The 21,982-nt window shown below is 58.7% G+C and carries 22 protein-coding genes and 1 other RNA gene; 10 read left to right on the top strand and 13 right to left on the bottom strand.

Translation table 11 applies throughout. From position 1 onward, the window contains the following. Positions 1–768 (top strand): serine O-acetyltransferase, encoded by a 768-nt coding sequence (gene cysE, locus B9Z45_RS09715; protein ID WP_108407015.1) that lies wholly within the window; start codon positions 1–3, stop codon positions 766–768. A 3-nt stretch (positions 769–771) separates the two neighbouring features. On the opposite strand, the gene dnaG is transcribed toward cysE, so the two are convergent. Then, entirely contained in the window at positions 772–2,880 is a 2,109-nt protein-coding gene (gene dnaG / locus B9Z45_RS09710; protein ID WP_108407031.1) for a DNA primase, read from the bottom strand. A 147-nt stretch (positions 2,881–3,027) separates the two neighbouring features. Between dnaG and B9Z45_RS09705 the strand changes: the two genes are divergently transcribed. Then, complete coding sequence (locus B9Z45_RS09705; protein ID WP_108407030.1) at positions 3,028–4,686, top strand: acyl-CoA synthetase; 1,659 nt, start codon at positions 3,028–3,030, stop codon at positions 4,684–4,686. A gap of 45 nt (positions 4,687–4,731) precedes the next feature. Here B9Z45_RS09705 and B9Z45_RS09700 read toward each other — a convergent pair whose 3' ends face one another. The 3 genes from B9Z45_RS09700 to B9Z45_RS09690 form a co-directional block, all read right to left on the bottom strand. Then, positions 4,732–5,280: an NUDIX hydrolase gene (locus tag B9Z45_RS09700; RefSeq protein ID WP_108407014.1), complete on the bottom strand. Its 549-nt coding sequence runs from the start codon at positions 5,278–5,280 to the stop codon at positions 4,732–4,734. 120 nt (positions 5,281–5,400) lie between these two features. After that, positions 5,401–6,717, bottom strand: a complete 1,317-nt coding sequence (locus B9Z45_RS09695) for a TRAP transporter large permease (protein ID WP_108407013.1) — start codon at positions 6,715–6,717, stop codon at positions 5,401–5,403. Continuing rightward, on the bottom strand, positions 6,714–7,142 hold the full coding sequence (locus tag B9Z45_RS09690) for a TRAP transporter small permease (RefSeq protein WP_233252153.1): 429 nt from the start codon (positions 7,140–7,142) through the stop codon (positions 6,714–6,716). The genes B9Z45_RS09695 and B9Z45_RS09690 overlap by 4 nt, the downstream gene beginning before the upstream one ends. On the opposite strand from B9Z45_RS09690, the gene B9Z45_RS17390 reads away from it, so the two are divergent. Further along, positions 7,141–7,320 (top strand): hypothetical protein, encoded by a 180-nt coding sequence (locus tag B9Z45_RS17390; RefSeq protein ID WP_233252152.1) that lies wholly within the window; start codon positions 7,141–7,143, stop codon positions 7,318–7,320. The two genes, B9Z45_RS09690 and B9Z45_RS17390, sit on opposite strands and share 2 nt — an antisense overlap. 7 nt (positions 7,321–7,327) lie before the next feature. On the opposite strand, the gene B9Z45_RS09685 is transcribed toward B9Z45_RS17390, so the two are convergent. Then, positions 7,328–8,359 carry a TRAP transporter substrate-binding protein gene (locus B9Z45_RS09685; protein WP_108407029.1) on the bottom strand — a complete coding sequence of 344 codons (1,032 nt, stop codon included), beginning with the start codon at positions 8,357–8,359 and terminating at the stop codon, positions 7,328–7,330. Positions 8,360–8,506: 147 nt separating this feature from the next. After that, the gene (locus B9Z45_RS09680) at positions 8,507–9,202 is read right to left on the bottom strand and encodes a fumarylacetoacetate hydrolase family protein (RefSeq protein WP_108407011.1); all 696 of its coding nucleotides are present in this window, start codon (positions 9,200–9,202) and stop codon (positions 8,507–8,509) included. A gap of 123 nt (positions 9,203–9,325) precedes the next feature. Between B9Z45_RS09680 and B9Z45_RS09675 the strand changes: the two genes are divergently transcribed. Continuing rightward, a complete protein-coding gene (locus B9Z45_RS09675; protein ID WP_108407010.1) occupies positions 9,326–9,763 on the top strand; it encodes a MarR family winged helix-turn-helix transcriptional regulator in 438 nt (145 codons plus the stop codon). 31 nt (positions 9,764–9,794) lie between these two features. Here B9Z45_RS09675 and B9Z45_RS09670 read toward each other — a convergent pair whose 3' ends face one another. The 6 genes from B9Z45_RS09670 to trxA form a co-directional block, all read right to left on the bottom strand. Then, positions 9,795–10,097, bottom strand: a complete 303-nt coding sequence (locus B9Z45_RS09670; RefSeq protein WP_108407009.1) for an antibiotic biosynthesis monooxygenase — start codon at positions 10,095–10,097, stop codon at positions 9,795–9,797. Between the two features lie 95 nt (positions 10,098–10,192). Beyond that, the gene (locus tag B9Z45_RS09665; protein WP_108407008.1) at positions 10,193–11,554 is read right to left on the bottom strand and encodes an MATE family efflux transporter; all 1,362 of its coding nucleotides are present in this window, start codon (positions 11,552–11,554) and stop codon (positions 10,193–10,195) included. A gap of 3 nt (positions 11,555–11,557) precedes the next feature. Then, positions 11,558–13,300 carry a hypothetical protein gene (locus tag B9Z45_RS09660; RefSeq protein ID WP_108407007.1) on the bottom strand — a complete coding sequence of 581 codons (1,743 nt, stop codon included), beginning with the start codon at positions 13,298–13,300 and terminating at the stop codon, positions 11,558–11,560. 156 nt (positions 13,301–13,456) lie between these two features. Continuing rightward, on the bottom strand, positions 13,457–13,717 hold the full coding sequence (locus B9Z45_RS09655) for a type B 50S ribosomal protein L31 (protein ID WP_108407006.1): 261 nt from the start codon (positions 13,715–13,717) through the stop codon (positions 13,457–13,459). An 85-nt stretch (positions 13,718–13,802) separates the two neighbouring features. Next, on the bottom strand, positions 13,803–15,065 hold the full coding sequence (gene rho, locus B9Z45_RS09650; RefSeq protein WP_108407005.1) for a transcription termination factor Rho: 1,263 nt from the start codon (positions 15,063–15,065) through the stop codon (positions 13,803–13,805). Positions 15,066–15,310: 245 nt separating this feature from the next. Further along, a complete protein-coding gene (gene trxA / locus B9Z45_RS09645; RefSeq protein WP_108407004.1) occupies positions 15,311–15,643 on the bottom strand; it encodes a thioredoxin TrxA in 333 nt (110 codons plus the stop codon). A gap of 104 nt (positions 15,644–15,747) precedes the next feature. Here trxA and B9Z45_RS09640 point away from each other — a divergent pair, with 104 nt between their 5' ends. Continuing rightward, the gene (locus tag B9Z45_RS09640) at positions 15,748–17,064 is read left to right on the top strand and encodes a TIGR03862 family flavoprotein (RefSeq protein ID WP_108407003.1); all 1,317 of its coding nucleotides are present in this window, start codon (positions 15,748–15,750) and stop codon (positions 17,062–17,064) included. 86 nt (positions 17,065–17,150) lie between these two features. Continuing rightward, a complete protein-coding gene (locus tag B9Z45_RS09635; protein WP_108407002.1) occupies positions 17,151–17,444 on the top strand; it encodes a hypothetical protein in 294 nt (97 codons plus the stop codon). A gap of 78 nt (positions 17,445–17,522) precedes the next feature. Here B9Z45_RS09635 and ffs read toward each other — a convergent pair. After that, an RNA gene (ffs, locus tag B9Z45_RS09630) (signal recognition particle sRNA small type) lies at positions 17,523–17,619 on the bottom strand. Between the two features lie 140 nt (positions 17,620–17,759). Between ffs and dnaX the strand changes: the two genes are divergently transcribed. The 4 genes from dnaX to B9Z45_RS09610 all read left to right on the top strand — a co-directional run bounded on the left by dnaX (position 17,760) and on the right by B9Z45_RS09610 (position 21,952). Continuing rightward, positions 17,760–19,748, top strand: coding sequence for a DNA polymerase III subunit gamma/tau (dnaX, locus tag B9Z45_RS09625; protein WP_108407001.1), 1,989 nt, complete (start codon positions 17,760–17,762; stop codon positions 19,746–19,748). 41 nt (positions 19,749–19,789) lie between these two features. Continuing rightward, positions 19,790–20,113 carry a YbaB/EbfC family nucleoid-associated protein gene (locus B9Z45_RS09620; RefSeq protein WP_108407000.1) on the top strand — a complete coding sequence of 108 codons (324 nt, stop codon included), beginning with the start codon at positions 19,790–19,792 and terminating at the stop codon, positions 20,111–20,113. Between the two features lie 18 nt (positions 20,114–20,131). Beyond that, positions 20,132–20,722 carry a recombination mediator RecR gene (recR, locus tag B9Z45_RS09615; protein WP_108406999.1) on the top strand — a complete coding sequence of 197 codons (591 nt, stop codon included), beginning with the start codon at positions 20,132–20,134 and terminating at the stop codon, positions 20,720–20,722. 189 nt (positions 20,723–20,911) lie between these two features. Next, a complete protein-coding gene (locus B9Z45_RS09610) occupies positions 20,912–21,952 on the top strand; it encodes an ABC transporter substrate-binding protein (RefSeq protein ID WP_233252151.1) in 1,041 nt (346 codons plus the stop codon). Positions 21,953–21,982: the final 30 nt, after the last annotated feature.

The raw sequence follows: 21,982 nt of genomic DNA, 5'->3' as shown, positions 1-21,982 counted from the left end.
ATGTTTTCTCGTCTCCGCTCCGACATCCAATGCATCCTCGACCGAGACCCCGCCGCGCGCACCGCTTGGGAGGTCCTGACCTGTTACCCGGGCCTGCACGCTTTGGTGCTGCACCGCCGGGCGCATTGGTGCTGGCATCACGGGTTCAAGTGGCTGGGGCGCTTTATTTCGCATGTGTCGCGGGCTTTGACCGGCATCGAAATTCACCCGGGCGCCAAAATTGGCGAGCGCGTTTTCTTTGACCACGCCATGGGGGTGGTGGTGGGCGAGACCGCAGAAATCGGTGATGGCTGCACGATTTACCAAGGTGTGACGCTGGGCGGTACATCGCTCTACAAAGGGGCCAAGCGCCACCCGACACTGGGCCGCGATGTGGTGGTCAGCGCCGGCGCCAAGGTGCTGGGCGGCTTCGAGGTGGGCGATGGCGCCAAGATCGGCAGCAATGCCGTGGTGATCAAACCCGTGCCCGCCGGGGCCACAGCGGTGGGCATTCCTGCCCGAATCATCTTGTCCAAGGCAGGTGAGAGCGCCGATGTGGCGGGCACCGAGCGCAAGTTCAGCGCCTATGGCATCACGCAAGACGATGACCCGGTCAGCCAGGCTTTGGGGGGCTTGATCGACAACGCTGCAGGCCATGAGCACCAGATTGCCATGATCTGGCAAGCCCTAGAGCAGCTGTGCGCCCAGCAACAGGTGCAAATGCCCGGTGATGCCGCAACCCGCGAAACCTTTCAGGCGGCCCAGCTCAATCAGTTGCTGGGCAAGTGAAGTTCACTGTTCGGTTGACAAGGCGGCGGCTGCCTTGAGTTCTCGCCATCTTTTGTCCAGGCTGCTGTAACGCTGCAGTGCGTCCGGGTCTTCGCCGCTTTGGTGTTGCGCCAGGGCCTCGTTCTTGAGCTGCTGCAGCCTGTCAATCAACAGCAAATTCAACAGCCCGCGCAGCTCTTGTCGCGCTTCTTGCGGGTCGGGCGGGGTGGCGTCTTCGCTGCCTGCCACAGGGTTCAATTTGTCTTGCGACATCCAGAGGCTGGCTTCTTGTGCAAAAGGCTGGCTTTGCATTTCAGCCTGCAAAGTGGACCAGCCCAAAGCCCCTTGTTCGTGAAACTGCGATTCGAGCCAGGCAAACAAAGGCCCGTGGGGCGCAGGCAGAGCGCAGAGCATGGCGTGGTCTTCGCCAGCCAGCGTTTCCCACAGTGCCATGTTCCCCAACAGCAGGCGTGCGGCATGGTCTGCCCGGCTGGCAGGAACGGTGCGGGGGCCGGTGTAAACCGGGGGCTGCTCACGTTTGTAACGGCTGTTGCCGAATTTGCTGTTGGGCGTCCAGTTGGGGTTCTTGCGAGGCCAGTTGTTGCCGGATGCCCCTGGGTTTGCATAGCCGGCTTGCGCGCCATATGCCCCGTAACCAGCACCAGGCTCCGGGATTTGCCCGTGGCCGCCTGCCCAAGCAGAGGGCTCGCCGTAATGGGGCTCGTAGTTGGGGTATTCGTCGATGCTGGCTGCGGCCTGGTTGAAGGCGGCAGGGGCGTTTTGTGACGTTGGCACAGCGCTTCTTGCACCGGATGCAAAGCGCTGGTCGGTGGCCGCTTGCTGGCCCCACAGGCGCTCAAGGCCAGCCGTTTCGAGCTGAATCAGTTGGGCCAGCTCTGACAGCAGCTGTTGCTTGAGAGCGCCTTCGGGCAGCAGTTGCCACAAGGGGCGGGCCTGGCTGGACAAGCGGGCACGGCCTTCGGCGGTTTGCAGATCGCAGTCGACGCTGGCTGCTTCGATCAAAAAGCGCGACAGCGGCATGGCCTGCTTGATTTGCTCGGCAAACGCGTCTTGGCCGAACTCGCGCACATAGCTGTCGGGGTCGTGCTCGGCGGGCAAAAACAAAAACTTGATGCTGCGCACGTCGGTGGCGTAGGGCAGGGCGCCATCGAGTGCCTTGCGCGCGGCGCGGCGGCCTGCGCCATCGCCGTCAAAGCTGAAGACCACCGCGTCGGTGAATCTGAAAAGTTTTTGCACGTGGTCCGGGGTGCAGGCCGTACCCAGTGTGGCCACGGCGTTGGCAAAGCCCAGCTGGGCCAGAGCCACCACGTCCATGTAGCCTTCGGTCACCAACACGTAGCCGGCGCTGTGCAAGGCTTCGCGGGCTTCGTACAGGCCATACAACTCGCGGCCTTTGTGGAAGACCGGGGTTTCCGGAGAGTTGAGGTATTTGGGGGTGCCGCTGCCGATCACGCGCCCGCCAAAGCCGATGCACTCGCCCTTGATGTTGCGGATCGGGAACATGATGCGGTCGCGAAACCGGTCGTAGCGCTTGTCGTCTTCTTCATTGACGATGACCAGGCCCGACTCGGCTAGCAAAGGGTCGTCGTATTTGGGAAAAATACTGGCCAGAGAGCGCCAGCCTTCGGGGGCATAGCCCATGCCAAAGCGCTTGGCAATTTGCCCCGAAAGGCCCCGGCCCTTCAGGTACTCGACCGCGCGGGGCGTGATCTTGAGCTGCTCGCGGTAGGCATCCCCTGCTTTTTCCAACACATCGCTCAGGCTGTCTTGCTTGGCTTTTTGGGCCGCAGCGCGGGCGCGGTCTTCGGGCGATTGCTGCTCTTCGGGCACTTGCATGCCGGTTTGCTGGGCCAGGTCTTTGACGGCTTCGATGAAGGTCATGCCCGCGTGCTCCATCAGGAAACCGATGGCGTTGCCGTTTTTGCCACAGCCAAAGCAGTGAAAAAACTGCTTGGTGGGGCTGACGCTGAAGCTGGGGGATTTTTCGCCATGGAAGGGGCACAGGCCCATGAAATTGGCGCCACCTTTCTTGAGTTGCACGTATTTGCCCACCACCTCGACAACGTCGATGCGGGACAGCAACTCCTGAATGAATGACTGGGGGATGGCCATCGGGCTATTTTCGCTGATTGCGCGGGCCATTTTGGGCAGATACAGTGACTTGTTTTGGTGCAAACCAGCATGGATTTCTGTCCAAGCTCAGGCAAACTGATCGGCATTGGATCCACAGACGATCCACAGACGAAACGGAACGACCTCATGCAAGAAACCAAAGTCAGCATCTTCGACCAGGATTTGCCCCAGACCCCTGCCAACCATGCCCCTATTTCGCCCCTGAGCTTCATCGAGCGCACGGCCGAGGTGTACCCCACTCGCCTGGCCATCGTCCATGGCGATTTGCGCCAGGACTGGGCCACGACTTACCGACGCTGCCGTCAGCTGGCCAGCGCCCTCACGCAAGCGGGGATTGGCAAGAACGATACGGTGGCCGTGATGCTGCCCAACACCCCGCCCATGGTCGAGGCGCACTTTGGCATTCCCATGGCAGGCGCGGTGCTGAACGCCATCAACACCCGGCTGGACCCGGAAACAGTGGCCTTCATGCTGGACCATGGCGAGGCCAAGGTGGTGATCGTAGACCCGGAATTTTCTGGCGTCATGCAAAAAGCCCTGGCGCTGCGCCAGTCCACCAAGCCGTTGCTGGTGATCGATGTGGAGGATGCGCTTTACAAAGGCCCTGGCGAGGCCTTGGGCACTGTGAGCTACGAGGCTTTTGTCGCCCGGGGTGATGCAGACTTTGCATGGAATTTGCCCGGCGACGAGTGGGATGCGATTGCGCTGAACTACACCAGCGGCACCACGGGCAACCCCAAGGGCGTGGTCTACCACCATCGGGGGGCTGCGACCAATGCGATTTCCAACATTCTGGAATGGGACATGCCCAAGCATGCAGCTTACTTGTGGACGCTGCCCATGTTCCATTGCAATGGTTGGTGCTTTCCGTGGACGGTGGCGGCGCGGGCGGGTGTGAATGTGTGTTTGCGCAAAGTGGATGCCCAGACGATTTTTGACGCCATGCGGCAGCACGGGGTCTTGCATTACTGCGGTGCGCCCATCGTGCACGGCCTGTTGGTCAATGCGTCTGCCGAGATGAAGGCCGGTGTGCCGGCAGGCATCAAAGCCATGGTGGCCGGTGCTGCGCCCCCAGCGTCGATGATCGAGGGGATGGAAGAAATGGGTTTTGATTTGACCCATGTCTATGGCCTGACCGAGGTCTATGGCCCTGCGACCGTTTGCCCCAAGCACCCCGAGTGGGACGCCCTGCCCATTGGCGATCGCGCCCGGCTGAACGCCCGCCAAGGTGTGCGTTACCACCTGGAGCGCGATGTGCGTGTGCTCAACCCCGAAACCATGCAGCCGGTGCCGCAAGACGGCGAAACCATGGGTGAGATCATGTTCAAGGGCAACATCGCCATGAAGGGCTATCTCAAGAACCCCAAGGCCACGCAAGAAGCCTTTGCTGGGGGCTGGTTCCACAGTGGCGATCTGGCAGTGCAGTACCCCGATGGCTACATCAAGATCAAGGACCGCAGCAAGGACATCATCATCTCGGGCGGCGAGAACATTTCATCGATCGAGGTGGAAGATGTGCTGTATCGCCACCCTGCTGTGTTGGCAGCGGCCGTGGTGGCCAAGCCCGATGCCCGCTGGGGCGAAACGCCTTGCGCCTTTGTAGAACTGAAGGCAGGCGCCCAGGTCACGGCCGAGCAGATCGTGGCGCACTGCAAGCTGCATCTGGCGGGCTTCAAGGTGCCGCGTGCGGTGGTGTTTGGGGAGTTGCCCAAGACCAGCACCGGCAAAATTCAGAAGTTCGAGTTGCGCAAGCAGGCCGGGTCGGCACAGGCCATTGATGTGTGAAGTCTGGCCTTAAGCGTTTGAGCGTTTGAGGGCGGCGCTCAGGCCTCAGGCGATGTCGAAGGCATGGGTGCCAAAGTGCCCGGCTTGCCGGTCGGCAAAGTAATGTTCCAGCGTTTCTTTCACCGTCCTGAAGGCCAGTTCGTCCCAGGGAATGTCGGCTTCTGTGAACAGGCGTGCTTCCATGGTTTCGTGGCCGGGGTCGAACACGTCACTCGTCAGCCTTGCGCGGTAGTAGAGGTGCACTTGGCCCACCCTGGGCACGCTCATGACGGTGAACAGGTCTTCCATGATGAATTGGGCACCGGCTTCTTCGGTGGTCTCGCGGGCAGCCCCCTCGGAGGCGGACTCGCCCAGTTCCATGAAGCCCGCAGGCAGTGTCCATTTGCCTTTGCGGGGCTCGATGTTGCGCTTGCACAGCAAGATCTGATCGCCCCAGTGGGGCACGGTGCCCACCACATTCAGCGGGTTTTCGTAATGCACGGTGCTGCACGCTGTGCAGATGGCCCGTTCCTTGGTGTCGCCATCGTCGGGCAAGCGGCGTGCCACAAGGGCACCGCATTGGCGGCAATGTCGAATGGTGCGGTCAAACATCATGTAAGGGGCTCGAAGTGTGTGGATATCTTGACGGAGGTCACTGACAGAGTCTAACCATTTCGCCAAGAAAAAAGCCTCCGAAGTTGGCACTCAGGAGGCTTGGCAGAATAATTATCCAGATCAGGTCAGGTACTTGATCAGGAACAGTGAAATGCCTGGGAAGAAGAGCAGCAGCAAGGTGCGAATGGTATCGCTGATCAGGAAGGGCACGATGCCTTTATAGCTTTCGCTGAGCGGCACGTCTTTGGCCATGCCGTTGACCACATACACGTTCAGCCCCACCGGCGGGGCCAGCATGCCAAAACCTACCGTCATCAGCACCATGATGCCAAACCAGATGGCGGTGTGCTCAGGCGTCATGCCGAAGTCGAGTTTCATGATGATGGGGAAAAAGATCGGAATGGTCAGCAGCAGCATAGACAACTCGTCCATCACAGCGCCCAGCACCACGTAAAGCAACAAGATACCGGCTACCACCATCAGGGGGGCGAAGTTCATGGCGACCACCATTTCAGCCAACTGGGCGGGCACTTGGGTGCGCGCCAGTGCGGCGTTCATCACGTCTGCGCCCATGAAGATCATGAAGATCATGGCGGCACTCAGAGCTGTGGCGTGAAAGCAATGCAGGAATTTCTGCCAAGTCAGTTCGCGCTTGAGCAGTGCTGCCAAGAAGGTGGAGGTGGCCCCCACGGCTGCGCCTTCGGTGGGGGTGAAGAAGCCCGCATAGATGCCACCAAACACGATGATGAAGATGGTGGCGATGGGCACAATGCCCTTTAGCGATTCAAGGGTCAGTCTTTCACGGTCTTCCTGGTCAGGTGCTTGCCCGGGCACCACGCGCACATAAATGGCAATGGCGATCATGTAACCGACCATGGCAATAAGACCGGGCATCATGGCGGCCGCAAACAGTTTGGCAATGTTTTGCTCGGTCAGGATGGCGTAGATCACCAGGGGCACGGAGGGCGGTATCAAAATACCCAAAGTGCCACCGGCAGCCAGCGTACCTGTCGACAAACGGCCCGAATAACCATGCCGCTTCATCTCTGGCAAAGCCACGCCGGTGATGGTGGCAGCGGTGGCCACAGAGGAGCCGCAAATGGCCCCGAAAGCGCCGCACGCGAGCACCGCGCCCATGGCCAGACCGCCCTTGAAGCGGCCCATGACCACAGCAGCGAACTGGAACAACGCCTTGCTGATACCGCCTTGCGTGGCGAAGTGGCCCATCAGGATGAACAGAGGAATCACTGACAGGTCGTAATTGGCAAGGCGGGCAAAAGCGAGGTTGTTCAGGAAGTTCAGGTAAGGCTGAAAACCCGTTTGAAGGATGAACCCGACAGTGCCTGCAAGGAACATGGCGCCCGCGATCGGAACGCGGATCACCATCAGGCCCAGCATGATGAAGAAAATCGACAAAGCCAAGGTGATCGGGGTCATGACGCGGCCTTGTCGTTGGGGCTGAATGATGCGGCGGCTTGCGAGGCCGCAATGATGGCGGTGATGCCAAAGGGAATCGCCATGCTGGTGAACACGATCCAGTCAGGGAAACCCAGCAGCATGGAAGCTCCCATGGTGTCTACGGCGTTGATGGCCGCGGCCGTGCAGCGCCAGGCGAGCAATGCAAAAATAATCGCCATCAGCACATCGCCCAATCGGTCAAGCCTGTAATTGAAGGCCTCACTGCGGTTGGCAGTGAAGAAGTCCACGATGATGTTTTCGTGTTTGAGTTGGCACAAGGGCATGAACAGGGCAATGGCTGCGCCTGCGCCAACACCTGTCAGCTCAAAGTCGCCGATCAGGGCTGAGTCAAAAAGGTTGCGGCTGATCAGGCTGTAGCAGGTCATGAGCATCAGCGCTGTCATGACCAGCCCCCCCAAAATGCTGCAGAACCGTGCAATGCGGTCCAGTGAATTAGAAAACATCATGGTGGGTTTTGTGAGCAGTGAAAAAACAGGAATCGGCTTCTATTTCAAACCATGGAAACCGCACAAGAAAAAGAGCAGGGCGCTGCTTGGCGTCCCTGCTCTTTTGTGTGCATGACCAGCGCTTATTTGCTGTATTGCTTGATCAGGTCAGTGGCGGACTGCAACATGCCTTTTCCATCCATGCCTTTGCCGGTCATCTCTGCGACCCAGGCGTCGTCAAGCGGGTCAGTCGCTTTTTTCCATTTCTCCAGTTCAGCTTTGGAGATGATGCTGATTTTTTGGTTGGCAGAAGCTTCAAATATTTTTTTACCTGGAACGTCATGACCTGCCTGGGTTTTACCCATAAAAGCAGAGAATTCACGGCCGGAGTTTTTGTCGATCACAGCCTTCAGGTCGGCTGGCAGCGATTCGTACTTGGCCTTGTTCATGGGAACGACAAACACTGTGGTGTAAAGCGCGTTGTAGCTGCGGTCGGTTTCAGCTGTGAAGTTGGTCAGTTCGTTGACCTTCAGGCTGGGGGCCACTTCGTAGGGAATCACGGCTCCATCGATCACACCTTTGGAGAGGGCTTCGGGCACTTGCGGCACGGGCATGGCCACGGGTGTGGCACCCATCATGGCGATCATCTTGTTCACCTGGCGTGTCGGAGCGCGCACTTTCAGGCCCTTGAGGTCGGACATGGTGGTGACTGGTTTGGATTTGGTGTAAATGTTGCCTGGGCCATGCACATGGACAGCCAGCATCTTGACGTCCTTGAAGTCGTCTTGCGCATACTTTTGGGCGTAGTCCCAGGCGGCACGGCTGGTGGCTTCGGCGTTGGTCATCATGAAGGGCAGCTCGAACACTTCCAGCTTGGCCAGTTTCGGGGTGTAAGCCTGCAAAGTCCAAGCCACATCGACCACGCCATCGCGGGCCTGTTCGTACAACTGAACTGGAGTGCCACCGAGTTGCATGGATGGGAAGATTTCGCACTTCAGGCGGTCTTTGGAGTCCCTGGCAATGTTTCTGCACCAGTCACCCAGCATGGTGGTGTGCTGAATGGTTTGTGGTCCCAAAAAGTGGTGCACTTTCAAGGTGATGGTTTGGGCGTGCACGCCAAAGGCTGCGGCCAGAAGGCCGGCAGCCAATGCCGTTTGCTTGAGAATATTTTTCACGGGTTTGTCTCCTTCAGGTGGGTAAAAGTGGATCATAAACTAACCATATGGTCGGCTAATTGGATTTTTTATGAATTATATTGCAAGTTATTTGGGCTAAAATAAGGGTAGACGCGATGTATTTGTTGGTTCTTGCACTTTTATTCATTATTTAATGAGAATTCTGAGGCTGCCTAAGCCTGCCACTTCACCCTCTAGGAGATCGCCAGAGACCACGGCCGCCACACCTTCAGGCGTGCCCGTGTAGATCAGGTCGCCAGGTTGTAGCGCCCAGGCGGCAGACAAATGCTCGATGGTCTCAGCCACGTTCCAGATCAGTTTGGCCACGTTGCTTTGCTGGCGCTTGGCGCCGTTGACTTGCAGGCTGATGTTGGCGTTGTTCACATCGCCCGCTTGCCCAATGGGTGTGATGGGGCCGATGGGGGCCGAATGGTCAAAGGCCTTGCCAATGCACCAGGGACGGCCTTGTTTTTTCATCTCGTTTTGCAGGTCCCGGCGGGTCATGTCCAGTCCCACGGCATACCCGAAGATATGTTGAGCCGCATCGGCTGCCAAAATGTTGCGCCCGCCTTTGCCAATGGCCACCACCAGTTCGATCTCGTGGTGAAGGTTTTGCGTGAGACTGGGGTAGGGCATTTGCCCGGTTTGGCCGGTTTCTACCGCCACCAGGGTGTCGGCGGGTTTGAGAAAAAAGAAGGGCGGCTCACGCCCTGTGAAGCCCATTTCCTTGGCGTGCTCCTCGTAATTGCGGCCCACGCAATAAATGCGGTGCACCGGAAAATGGCTGGGTTGGCCCAGGACGGGTATTGAAACGGTGGGCATTGGCGGGAAAACAAAACTCATGAATCATTTTCGGAGAGGGGTGTGTTGGGCCACATCAAAAAACTTGCTAAGCGCGCTTACTATAGGAGCCTGCGCCAGGACAGAGATTGGTGATAACCCTGCATTGGATGGAGAGACCCCAAAATGAACCACGGCTTTGATTTTGCAGCCGCCCCTGGGCACTTGATCAGGCGGGCGCATCAGATTTCTGTGGCTTTGTTCAATGAACACCTTGCTGCAGTCGGGGTCACACCGGTTCAGTTCGCCATATTGAACGCTTTGCTGGACTCTCCCGGTGTGGATCAGATCACCTTGGCCAAGCGTGTGGCATTTGATCCGGCGACCTCGGGCTCGGTCATCGGTCGACTGGAAAGCAAGGGTTGGGTCGAGCGGTTCGCTGACGAGGTGGATCGCCGACGCAAACTGCTCGTGCTGACACCGCTGGGTTTGCAGGCTTTGGCGGGCATGAAGTCTGCGGTGGCAGATGTTCAGGCAGAAATTTTGTCGCCGCTTGAGCCGCAAGAGCAAGCGCAGTTCATGCACTTGCTCAGCCGTTTGGTGGCAGGCCATCCTGTGCCTTGATGCCACTGTCTTGGGGGGCTTGAGGTCTGATTTATGACGACTTGGTCGTCAACTCGAAGTGCTCAACATGGGGAGGTACGGCAAAGAACGGGCCGACGATGGCACGCCATTGTGTGAAGAGCTCGGATTCACGAAAGCCCACGGTGTGGTCTTCCAGCTTGTCCCAAAAGATTTGCAGCACATAGCGTTCGGGGCTTTCAATGCCACGGTTGACTTTGCCGCCCTGAAAACCTTTGGCTTTGCAAGCCACGGTGTTCAAGCCCAGTTCAATGGCTTTTTCAAATTCAGCTTGCTGTCCCGGATGGATGCGGATATCGGCGAGTTCGAGGATCATGGTGTGGTGAAGGTCAAAGTGAGTTGACCCTCCACCTTAACGCATCGTGGGCTTGGCTCGTTCGGGCTTTTGCGCTGCGCCTGTCACGACGTTCTTCAGGCGGGCTTTGTCTTGTCTTGGGTGGGGCGAGAGGCGTGCCACACCATGGCCGTGAAAAGCACCGACACCAAGGCCAGTGCGGCTGTACTGGTGATCCAGAAAGTGTCCACGCTGGCGCGCATGGGCCAGTCAGCCCACTCGATGCCTTGATAAGCCCACAGGTAGCCGCCATACAAGCCAATACCCCAGAGCAATGCGGCATAGATCAGCAATGGCATCAGCGTGATGCGGTAGCAGCGCAGCAAATACGCACACACAGCCTGCACTGCATCGGCCAGGTGGTACAGCGCCACCCAGCACAGCCAGACCGTGGCCGCTTGCACCACGCGCGGGTCGGTGCTGAACGCGTGGGCCAAGGCCTCGCGCGCCATGAACAAAAGGGCTGCCCCCAACAGGGCCGCGCCAACGGCCAGAACAATACCCAGCCCGGCAGCACGGCGGGCTTTGCTGGCTTGCCCGGCCCCAAGCCAGTAGCCTGTGCGTGCGCTGCTGGCAATTCCCAAAGCCAGAGGGACCATGTACAAAACGGCCGCCAGACTGGCTGCAATTTGGTGGCTGGCCAGAGCCACCGCACCCAAGCGCGCAATGAACAGGGCCATCAAGGTGAATGATGTGACTTCCACCATGATGGACAAACCGGCAGGCACACCCAGCGCCAAAAAGCGCCGAATCATGGGCCAATCAGGTTGTTCGGGGCGCCGCCACAAGCGATAGGGTTGGTAGATGTCTTGCGTGCGCAAAAGCCACAGCCCGGACAGCATCATGAGCGAGTTGACCATCAGCGTGGCCCAAGCGCATCCCACCACACCCAGACCTGCAAAACCGCCAACGCCAAACGTCAAGGCAAAAGACAGCGGTACTTTGACCAGCAAGGCGCCGGCCTGCAACCAGGTGACCAAGCGCGGATGGCCCAAACTTTGGTTCAGCGTTCCATACAGGCGAAACAGCAAAGACGGCACCAAAGCGACAGCCAGAATGCGCAAATATCCCCGCACATCGGGCCACAGCTCCTCGGGCACTTCGGTGGTTGACAGCCAGAGGTCCGGAAACCACAGCCCGCTGATGCCGATCACTGCGGCACCGCCAGCAATGTAAAGTGCTTGCCGGAACGAGCGACCGACCTCTGCCTGACGGCCCGCGCCGTGCAGCTCGGCCCAAACGGGCAGCAGGGCCTGAAGCAGCCCGTTCAGTGCGACATAAATGCTGATGTAGATGGACGAGGCCAGGGCCAAGACCGCCAATGCCTGAGGGCTGTAGCGGCCTGCAATCAAGGTGTCAGCAATACCAAAAGACATCACAGCCAGTTGGCCCACCAGCACGGTGCCTGCGTGGCGGGCAATGATGCGCAGCTCGGACATGGCTCAGCGCACGGGCTCTTCGGAGCGTGTCGGCGGCAGGTTTAGCGGGTTTGCGGGTCTGAACATCACCAAGGTTTCATCGTTGTCGGTGGGCCGTTTGATGGCGGCGTGTTCAACCCATCCCAGCGCACGGATTTTGGCCGACAGCAGGGACAAGTTGGCCCTGTCGATGATCAGCCATTGGCAGTCGGGTTGGGGCGCTTGCATGGGCATCAGCCTGGCCTGCCCGTGGTGCAACAAAGCCGCGCCTTGCGCCTTGCTGATGCCTGCGTATTGAAAACAAGCGTTCTGGTCTGTGATGCGGGTGATTTTTTGCACCAGTGCCGCATAGCTTCGAGCGTAGTTGAGCAGAGGCAGCCACAAAGTCGTCAGCAGCAACCAGCAAAGGACCGCACCGCCTGCGGGCAGCACCATGCTTTTCCAGATGGCTGCGCGGTGGTAACCGGTACGCCACCTCACGAGCGCCGCCCAGGCCAAGGTGGCTGAGACCGCCAGGACGAAAGCACCGATTGAAAATTCGGGCACAAACTCTGGTGCCAAGCGGGCCACGTTGCGAGCTGGTTTGGCGGGAATGCCGGTTTGCATGGCCACCCAGACCACCCACATGGCGAGCGCGCAGAAACTGAAAAACAGCAAGGTGAACCAGTCGATCAGTGCACCGAGGCTGCGTTTGAGTGTGGGCAGCGCCAAAGCCGCCAAAGTGGCAATGGCGGGCAGTGAACTCAGCAGCGCGCGGTCAGACAAACCCGTGAACCAGGTGGCTCCGATCGTGACCAGCGCAAACCACAGTGGCAGACCCAAGTGCGGGTAGCGCCAGACGTGCGACAGTTGCCCGCGCCATCGCCACAGTGCCCAAAGTGCCAGGGGCCATGCAGGCCAGGTGAACCAAACGATCAATTTGCCCAGTAAGTGCAAGTCGAACATGCTGTGAGGCACCACACGCCAGCGCCACAAGTCCAGCGCACCGGCTGTGGTCACGCAGAGCAGGCATATCAGCGCCAGCAGACCCACATCGAGCATGCTCAATCGGCGTTGAGCAGGATCGGGTTGTGCCGTAGCGCAAATGACAGTGCCCCCGATGCCGAGCCACAGCGCCAAAGTGGGTGCACCGGACAGCGTCAGGCCCAACATGCCCACAGAGACCGCCACTGCACTTTGAATGCGGTGGCGAGCCCATGTCGACAAGCCGAAAAACAGCAGGGCTGCAAAACACAATTGACTGAGTGCCGGTGTCGTTTCGTGTGACAACCGAGCCAAGCCCAGGCAGGCCAAGAGTGCCAGCAACCCCCCGTCGGCCATGGCGCGTGCATAGTCCGCCGGTTTGGCTTCGCCACCAAATGCAAAGGCCACGGGTTGTGCCGCAGGGTGGCGAGTCAGTGAATAGACCGCGTACCAGGTGGCTGCCAGGGTGGCACTCAACATGGCGATGAATGGCAGTCGGGCAAAGACGTCTTCCAGACCCTTGGGGGCCCATTGAATGGACAGGGCACCCAACCAATAAGGCAACAAGGCCAAGTTGCTGTCAGGGTTGTCCAGCAGCGTTGGCTTGAGCCAGCTGATGGCCTCGCTCATGCCGGGTTGCGCCAATTGCAGCATGTAGCCGAAGGCTTCGATGTCTTGCGCTTTCCAGGGTGCCCGGCCCCAAAAGCCCAGCAGGACATAGGCTACGCAAAGCAAAAGCAAGGCCAGACGCGGCAGTCTGCGCACGGCGCTTTGAGCAACGATGGCGGGGGTCAGATGGTTCACAGGTTCAGAAGATATCAGTTTGCAGGCGCTGGGACCAAGGGTACCGTTCAACCACGGGTGTAGGACATATTCAACGCCAAGCCCTTGGGCGTCCCTCAATACAAAAAGGGCAGGCCGGTGACCCGGGCTGCCCTTTGAGGGGTAACAAACAACAGATTATTTGGTGACGGTGGTTTTGCCGAAACGGTTGCGGAATTTCTCCACGCGGCCACCCATGTTGTCAACCGACTTTTGAGTGCCGGTGTAGAAGGGGTGCGACTCGCTGGTGGTGTCCAGCTTGTACCAAGGCAGCTCGCGGCCGTCTTCCATTTTGATCATCTCTTTGGTGTTGGCGCATGAACGGGTCACGAACTTGAAACCATTGGACATGTCTTGGAAGCAAACTTCACGGTAGTTGGGGTGAATGCCGTCTTTCATGGGGAAATCCTTTTATTTTCGCTACGGTAGCCACTCTTCAGCCTATCTGAGAGCACTTTCCGCAAAACCTGTCGATTATAGGGTATCAGCCACCGCGTCGCATCATGTCGAAGAACTCGGAGTTGTTCTTGGTCGCCTTCATGCTCTTCAAGACCATCTCCATGGCTTCGATTTCGTCCATGTTGTACATGAACTGACGCAAGATACGCGTTTTTTGCAGCACTTCAGCTTGCAACAGCAATTCTTCTCGGCGGGTGCCGCTGCGGTTGAGGTTGATGGCCGGGAACACCCGTTTTTCATACAAGCGCCGTTCCAGGTGGATTTCGCAGTTGCCGGTTCCCTTGAATTCTTCAAAGATCACCTCGTCCATGCGGCTGCCAGTGTCGACCAGGGCGGTGGCGATGATGGTCAGGCTGCCGCCTTCTTCCACGTTGCGGGCAGCACCAAAAAATCGCTTGGGGCGCTGTAAGGCATTGGCGTCCACACCACCCGACAACACTTTGCCCGATGAGGGCACCACGTTGTTGTAAGCACGGGCCAGGCGGGTGATCGAGTCCAACAGGATCACCACGTCTTTTTTGAGTTCAACCAGGCGCTTGGCACGTTCAATGACCATTTCAGCCACGTGGACGTGGCGCGATGCGGGTTCGTCAAAGGTGGAGGAGATGACCTCGCCACGCACGCTGCGCTGCATTTCGGTCACTTCTTCGGGGCGCTCATCGACCAGCAACACCATCAAATGCACATCGGGGTAATTCGCCGTGATGGCGTGCGCGATTTGCTGCATCATCACCGTCTTGCCCGACTTGGGTTGGGCTACGATCAGTGCCCGCTGGCCACGGCCCAACGGTGCAATGATGTCGATCACCCGGGAGGTGATGTTTTCTTCGCCTTTGATGTCACGCTCCAGACGCATCTGCTCAGTTGGGAACAGGGGCGTCAAGTTCTCGAACATGACTTTGTGTTTGTTGTTTTCAGGCAGATCGCCATTGACCTGATCGAGTTTGGTCAGGGCAAAGTAACGCTCGCCGTCTTTGGGGATGCGCACTTCACCTTCGATCATGTCGCCGGTGTGCAGGTTGAAGCGGCGCACCTGGCTGGGGCTGATGTAGATGTCGTCGGTACTGGCGGTGTAGCTCGAGTCGGGGCTGCGCAAGAAACCAAAACCATCGGGCAGGATTTCGAGCACACCATCGGCGAACACCTGTTCGCCCGCTTTGGCGCGTTTTTTGATGATGGCAAACATCAGCTCCTGTTTGCGCATGCGACCAGTATTCTCGATTTCGAGCGTGTCGGCTTGCTTCAGGAGTTCGGACACATGAAGTGCCTTGAGTTCATTCAAATGCATGGGAATTGGCCTGTGTCAAAACGGACCGTAAGGGGGCCGTTTTCAGATAAGCGGGTGGAAATGTTCTGAGCCGGATGCTGCCCGGGGTTAGGGGCTGGTGCTTCCGGCATTCAAGGCGTTGATCCCTGTTAGGGCTGCCTTGACGAAATTATGACAGGTTTTAAAACAGGTCAGAAAACAAAAAACCGGGCAGTCAGGCCCGGTTTTGGAAGGAGTGCCCGATGAGTTCGGGCACAAACCCTGCATCAAGCCAGTTGTTGGTCGATGAAAGCGGTCAATTGTGATTTGCTCATGGCACCCACTTTGGTGGCTGCCAATTGCCCATCCTTGAAGATCATCAAGGTGGGGATGCCGCGAATACCGAACTTGGCGGGAACGTCGCGGTTATCGTCCACATTCATCTTGGTGATCTGCAACTTGCCTTCGTAAGTGCCAGCCACTTCGTCCAGGATGGGGGCAATCATCTTGCAGGGGCCGCACCATTCGGCCCAGAAGTCAACCACCACCGGTTGGCTCGATTGGAGCACCTCGGCTTCGAAAGTGGCGTCGGTAATGTGTTTGATCAGATCGCTGGCCATGGCCTTTTCCTTGTGAACATTGAAGATGCGGCTAAAGTCAAAGCTATTTTGACAGAATCCCACTGCACCCGCCTGCTGAGTTGGCGTTGCCAATACATCCCTTCATGATTTTTCCCTCCGTTTCTTCTGTTCCTGACAATGCCCCCGTATTGGAGGTCGACGTGGCCATTGTGGGTGGCGGTCCTGCCGGCCTGATGGCCGCAGAGGTGCTTTCCAAGGCTGGCGTGTCCGTTCATCTCTTCGATGCCATGCCTTCCGTGGGCCGCAAATTTTTATTGGCAGGCAAGGGCGGCTTGAACCTCACGCACGCTGAGGCACCTGATTTGTTTCGCAGCCGTTATGGTGCCCAGCAAGATGCGGTGGGGCATTGGCTCGATCAGATGGGCGCTCAGGCCGTTCGCGATTGGGCCCAGGGCCTGGGCGTTGCAACCTTTGTAGGGACTTCCGGGCGTGTTTTCCCCGAGGAAATGAAAGCGGCGCCCTTGCTCAGGGCCTGGTTGCACCGCCTGAGGCACCCGGTTTCAGGGGTGCCGGTGCAGTTTCATATGCGCCATCGATGGCAAGGCTGGGCGGGTGATTGTTTGGTTTTCCAGCCCACCGGCCATGCGGGCGTGACAAAGGTGAGTGCCCGTGCCACCTTGTTGGCTTTGGGTGGGGCCAGTTGGCCCCGTTTGGGGTCGGACGGCGCCTGGGTTCCTTTGTTGGCAGACCAAGGCGTGAACATCACCCCCCTTCAGCCTGCCAATTGCGGTTTTGACGTCCTGGGGCGTGATGGCCAGGGCTGGACCGAACACTTTCGGCAACGCTATGCTGGCTACCCGCTCAAGTCGGTTTCACTGAGGGTCGACGCTGCTGCTGGAGTCCATGATGGGGCGATGGGTGAGCCCAGGTTCGCACGCAAAGGAGAATTCGTCATCACCGACACCGGTGTGGAAGGCAGTCTGATTTATGCCGCATCGGCCATGTTGCGCGATGACCTGACCCGAGGCGGAACTCATTTTGTTCTCGATTTAATATCTGATAAATCAATTGACCAGGTGCGAGAAGCGGTGCGCTGGCCGCGCGGTAGCCGGAGTTTGTCGAGCCATCTCAAAAGCCGTTTGGGCCTGGGTGGCGTCAAGATGGGACTCGTTTACGAGTTGTGCTCTGCCGAGACCCTCGCCGATCCCGAGGCGCTGGCGTTCAGCATCAAGAATTTGGTCGTGTCACTGAAAAATCACAGACCTGTGGATGAGGCGATCAGCACTGCAGGTGGCATCGACCTGACCGAGTTCAACCCTGGGGGCATGCTGATTCGGCGACCCGGCGTTTATTGCGCCGGTGAAATGCTGGACTGGGAAGCCCCGACCGGCGGCTACTTGTTGACGGCCTGTTTGGCCAGTGGTTGGCACGCTGGAAAAGGTATTTTGGCAAATTTCTAACAATTTCACACAAATGATGTATTCCAGACAGCAGGGTGCTGCGTTGTTGTCGGGTGAGTAACTTCATCCCTACAAACGAGGACGACATGACGCCAGAAGCTTCCCAGGAATACCAGCGCGCCGTTGAAGAGGCCGCCAACGCTTTCATGAAAGTGATGGCGTTGCGTGGTTTCAATGTTCGCGATTACCCCCAAAACTTTGTGGCTCAGATGGCGGGCCAGACACGTTTGGCCTTTGAGACCAACCGCGATGGCGCCCATAAGAATGCCAATGCCCTGGTGTCCGAACTGCTGCGCGCTGCCCCGGCTGCCCCGCAGGTGGTGACTTCGGCCAAAGTCAAATCCTTGCCTTTTCCTGCGCTGCGTCGGCATTTGGCCTGATTCGGGGTGGGGAATTTTCGATGCGCCAAGCGGTACTTGCCGGGTTGCAAGCGATCTTGGGCATCTTTAGAAATGTAAGTTGACGAGCCTTGACCCCGGCACTGGCTCCACAGTTAGGGCTGCTTGGTTCCCCACCTGACCCGGTTGGCCGCTTCACCATGCGGGAAGGCCCGTCAGGGTGGATTGTAGGACAGCTGGTCAAGGCTTTTCACTCAGCAGCTGTTTTTTCCTGATTTCCAAAAGGCCGATCACTCGGGTGGTTGATTGCTCCGCCCGCATCAAAGACCGCTCCGCCAGCCCGATAGAATCGGACCCATGTCTTACCTCGTCTTAGCGCGCAAATACCGCCCCCGCAACTTCACCGAAATGGTGGGCCAGGAGCACGTGGTTCAGGCTTTGACCAATGCCCTGGTGCAGCAACGCTTGCACCATGCTTATCTGTTCACAGGAACCCGGGGCGTAGGTAAAACCACGGTTTCCCGGATTTTGGCCAAATCGCTCAACTGCCAGGGTGCAGACGGGCAGGGAGGCATCACCGCCGAGCCGTGTGGCGTTTGCCAGGCGTGCCGGGACATTAATGCCGGTCGTTTTGTGGACTACACCGAACTCGATGCCGCATCCAACCGGGGTGTGGACGAAGTGCAAAGCTTGCTCGAACAGGCTGTTTACAAGCCGGTCCAAGGCCGCTTCAAGGTCTTCATGATCGACGAAGTGCACATGCTGACCAACACCGCGTTCAATGCGATGTTGAAGACGCTCGAAGAGCCTCCTGAATACTTGAAATTTGTGCTGGCCACGACCGACCCGCAAAAAGTGCCTGTCACGGTGCTGTCGCGTTGCCTGCAGTTCAATTTGCGTCCCATGGCCCCGGAGACCGTGTTTGAACACCTGACCCAGGTGCTGGCCGCTGAGAAACTGACGGCAGAACCCATGGCCTTGCGCCTGTTGGCCCGCGCAGCGCGGGGTTCCATGCGCGATGGCCTGAGTCTGACCGATCAGGCGATTGCCTTTGGCAACGGCCAAGTGCTTGAGGCTGGTGTGCGTCAAATGCTGGGCAGCGTGGACCGCAGCCATGTGCTGCAATTGATTTCTGCCTTGGCCAATGGAGATGGCGCCACGGTGGTGGCACAGGTCAATGCCCTGCGATTGCAAGGCGTTTCGGCTGCCGCCACCCTGGAAGACATGGCCATGTTGCTGCAACGTTTGGCAGTGATGCAGATGGTGCCCAGCATGGCGCAAGACGGCGATGACCCCGATAACCAGGGGCTGGCCGATCTGGCCCAAGCCATGCCCGCCGAAGAAACCCAATTGCTTTACAGCTTGTGCCTGCACGGGCGAAACGAGTTGGGCCTCGCCCCGGATGAATACACGGGCCTGACCATGGTTTTGCTGCGCTTGCTGGCCTTCAAACCCCAGGCGGGATCGGCTGAAAAAAAAAGTTCGCGAATCAGCCCCCAGCCCATAGCTGAAACATCCCCGCCCCCTGCGCTGCCAGCCGATACAGCCGCTGCCAGGTCTGAAAAGCCCACCCCTTCCGGACTGGCGCCCAAAAGTGCAATGCCTGAACCCCATGCGGTGCGTGCAGTGCATGCGGTGGCCGCAGGTTCATCTTCACCAGCGCAGCCACCTGCTCAACACGGCGATCAAACGAGCGGACAAGTGCCCGCTCAGCTCGTGCAGAAGCCCCAGGCAAGTCCTGTTCCGGCAGCGAATTCGCCAACCCCCGAGCCGCCTCCTTGGGAGGACTGGCCTGACACGACCGACTACACCGATGTTGCGCAGCAGGCGCCGCTGCAGACCGTCTCAGACTCCCCCGCACCCCAGGCGAGTTTGCGGTCCTTGCCTGTGCGAGAGGCCTCCGAGCCCTCGGTCCGGGTGGATGTGCCTCGCCAGCCCATTCCTGCGCAGTTGCAAGCCACCCCGGAAGGGAACATTTGGCTGGAAGTGGTGCAAGGCCTGATGGCGCAAGAGGCGATCACCGCCCTGGTGCGTGAATTGGCTTTGCAGTCTCAATTGCTAGGGCGAGATGAGGGCCAGTGGCAACTGCGTGTGGAGCGCGAGACGCTGAACCACCCGGCGAGCCGCGAACGTTTGCAGGCGGCTTTGCTCGCCGCAGGACATGGCGATGTCAAATTGCACATTGAAGTCGGCCCGGTCACCGACAGCCCCGCCAAGCGCCTTGCCGTTATAGTCGCCGAGAAAATGCTGGCAGCCCAGGCCTTGATTCAGAGCGACCCGCTGGTGCAGGCCATGGTGCGTGACTTTGGCGCCAAAATTGTGCCTGGCAGCATCCAGTTGATTTGATTTTTCCTCCCCCTGTTCAAACCCCTTCAAAGGAAACACCCATGTTCAACAAAGGACAACTCGCTGGCTTGATGAAACAGGCCCAAGCCATGCAGGACAACCTCAAAAAGGCGCAAGACGAACTGGCTTTTGTCGAGGTGGAAGGTCAAGCCGGTTCGGGCATGGTCAAGGTGCTGATGACTTGCAAGCACAGCGTGCGCCGCGTGACCATCGACCCCAGCTTGCTGGCCGATGACAAAGACATGCTGGAAGACCTGGTGGCGGCCGCCTTCAATGACGCCGTGCGTCAGGCCGAAGAGGTGTCGCAGCAAAAAATGGGCAAGCTGACGGCTGGTCTGCCCCCTGGCATGAAAATGCCTTTCTGACCGACCGAAACACACGTTATGGCCGATACGCACGCTCTTGCCACTTTGGTTCAGGCCCTCAAGGGTCTGCCGGGGGTGGGCATCAAGTCGGCTCAGCGCATGGCATTTCAGTTGTTGCAAAACGACCGGGCCACGGCTCGGCAACTGGCTGCTGCGCTGGACAATGCGGTCGAGAAAATTCGGCATTGCGAGTGTTGCCACACCTTCACCGAAGCGGAACTGTGTGACACCTGCCTGGACTTGATGCGCGACCGCACCCAGCTGTGCGTGATCGAAACCCCGGCGGATCAATCGGCCATTGAGCGCACCGGAACCTACCGCGGGTTGTACTTTGTGTTGATGGGCAAGCTCAGCCCGCTCGACGGCATCGGCCCGCACGACATTGGCCTGGCCAAGCTCAAGAAGCGCGTGGCCGATGGTGTGCTGACTGAGGTAATTTTGGCGACCAACTTCACGGCTGAGGGTGAGGCGACTGCCCACGTGATCTCTGAAATGATCCGGCAGCAAGGCTTGAAAGTGACGCGCCTGGCGCGGGGCGTGCCTGCAGGCAGCGAGTTGGAATATGTGGACCTGGGCACCATTGCCCATGCCTTGGTCGACCGGCGCTGAAATTCTGCTTTGGCCTTCTTTGGCCGCGCTTGTCCACGGGCTGCGTTCCGGTGTCAGCCGATCGGCAGCTGTATTGAATGCTGGCCATCCATTACGTGGAAACCCGCTCGGGATCAATCCTGATGCGTTATTTTCTCCTTTTGCCTATGCTCGACATATCGAATATCCGATCTCGACGGGAGCCCGCTAGTGTCTGATGCCCATTGGCAACGACGTTCCATTTTGTTGTCCGCCATGGGCGCCTTGGTGGGGTCGTCAGCGTCCCTGGCTGCCGTGGAGACTTTGCGTGGGGCGCACCGGGTCACGCTTGCCTTGGCAGCCCGGCAAAGTCTGTACCACTTGCCGCTGACTTTGGCAGATCAATTGGGGTTTTTCAGGCAAGCAGGCATTTCTGTCGAGTGGGCGGCCCATGAGTCCGGGGCCAAGGCATTGGCCAGTGTCGTGCAAGGGCAGGCCGATGTGTTGGCGGGTGCGTTTGACCATTTGTTCGGGTTACACCACAAAGGCTTGAATTACCAGGCCTTCGTCCAGATGGGGCGAACACCCCAAGTCAGCCTCGGCGTGGCCTCGCGGCTTGAACTGCGCTCCGTGATGGCGCTCAAAGGTGCTCGGCTCGGGGTCACATCGCTGAATTCCAGCACCCACTGGATGGCATGCCAATGGCTTTTGCAAAACGGCTTGCTGCCGGAAGATGTGGTTTTTGTCGAGGTGGGCTCTTCACCGCTGGTCGTGGATGCCTTGCGCGGTGGCGCGATCGATGCCTTGTGCAACCCCGATCCGGTCATGCATTGGCTGGAGCAAAAAAACGAAATTCGGGTGATGGGGGAAGCCCGCTCACTGATGGCCACCCGAAAGCTAATGGGGGGGCAAGTCCCCGGGGCCTGCTTGTTGGCGCGGGCTGATTTTTTGCAGCGCCATCCCGACGTGGCGCAGGCTTTGAGCGATGCGGTGGTTCATGCCCTGAAGTGGTTGCAAACAGCGGGTTTGACCGATATTTTGAAGACTGTTCCTGCGCAATACTGGTTGGGTGACCGGGCCATTTACCTGGGCGCTTTCGAGAAGTTGCGCGAGTCGTATGCGCTCGATGGCTTGATCGCGGGTGATGCCGTGCTGAATGCCTGGCGTGCCCATGCCCGTTTGCCGGGCCGCTTGACCAGCGCCCGGCTGTCTGTGGGGCAGACGTACACCAACACGTTTGCCATGAAATCCAAAAACCGCTTTGCCGCTTGAGTTTGCTTGGATGCTCAGCGCCACGGATGC

Source organism: Limnohabitans sp. 2KL-17 (genome assembly GCF_003063415.1).
Classification (GTDB): Bacteria; Pseudomonadota; Gammaproteobacteria; order Burkholderiales; family Burkholderiaceae_C; genus Limnohabitans_A.
The sequence above is the reverse complement of the archived record's forward strand: the minus strand, read 5'-3'. Positions and strand labels throughout refer to the sequence as shown.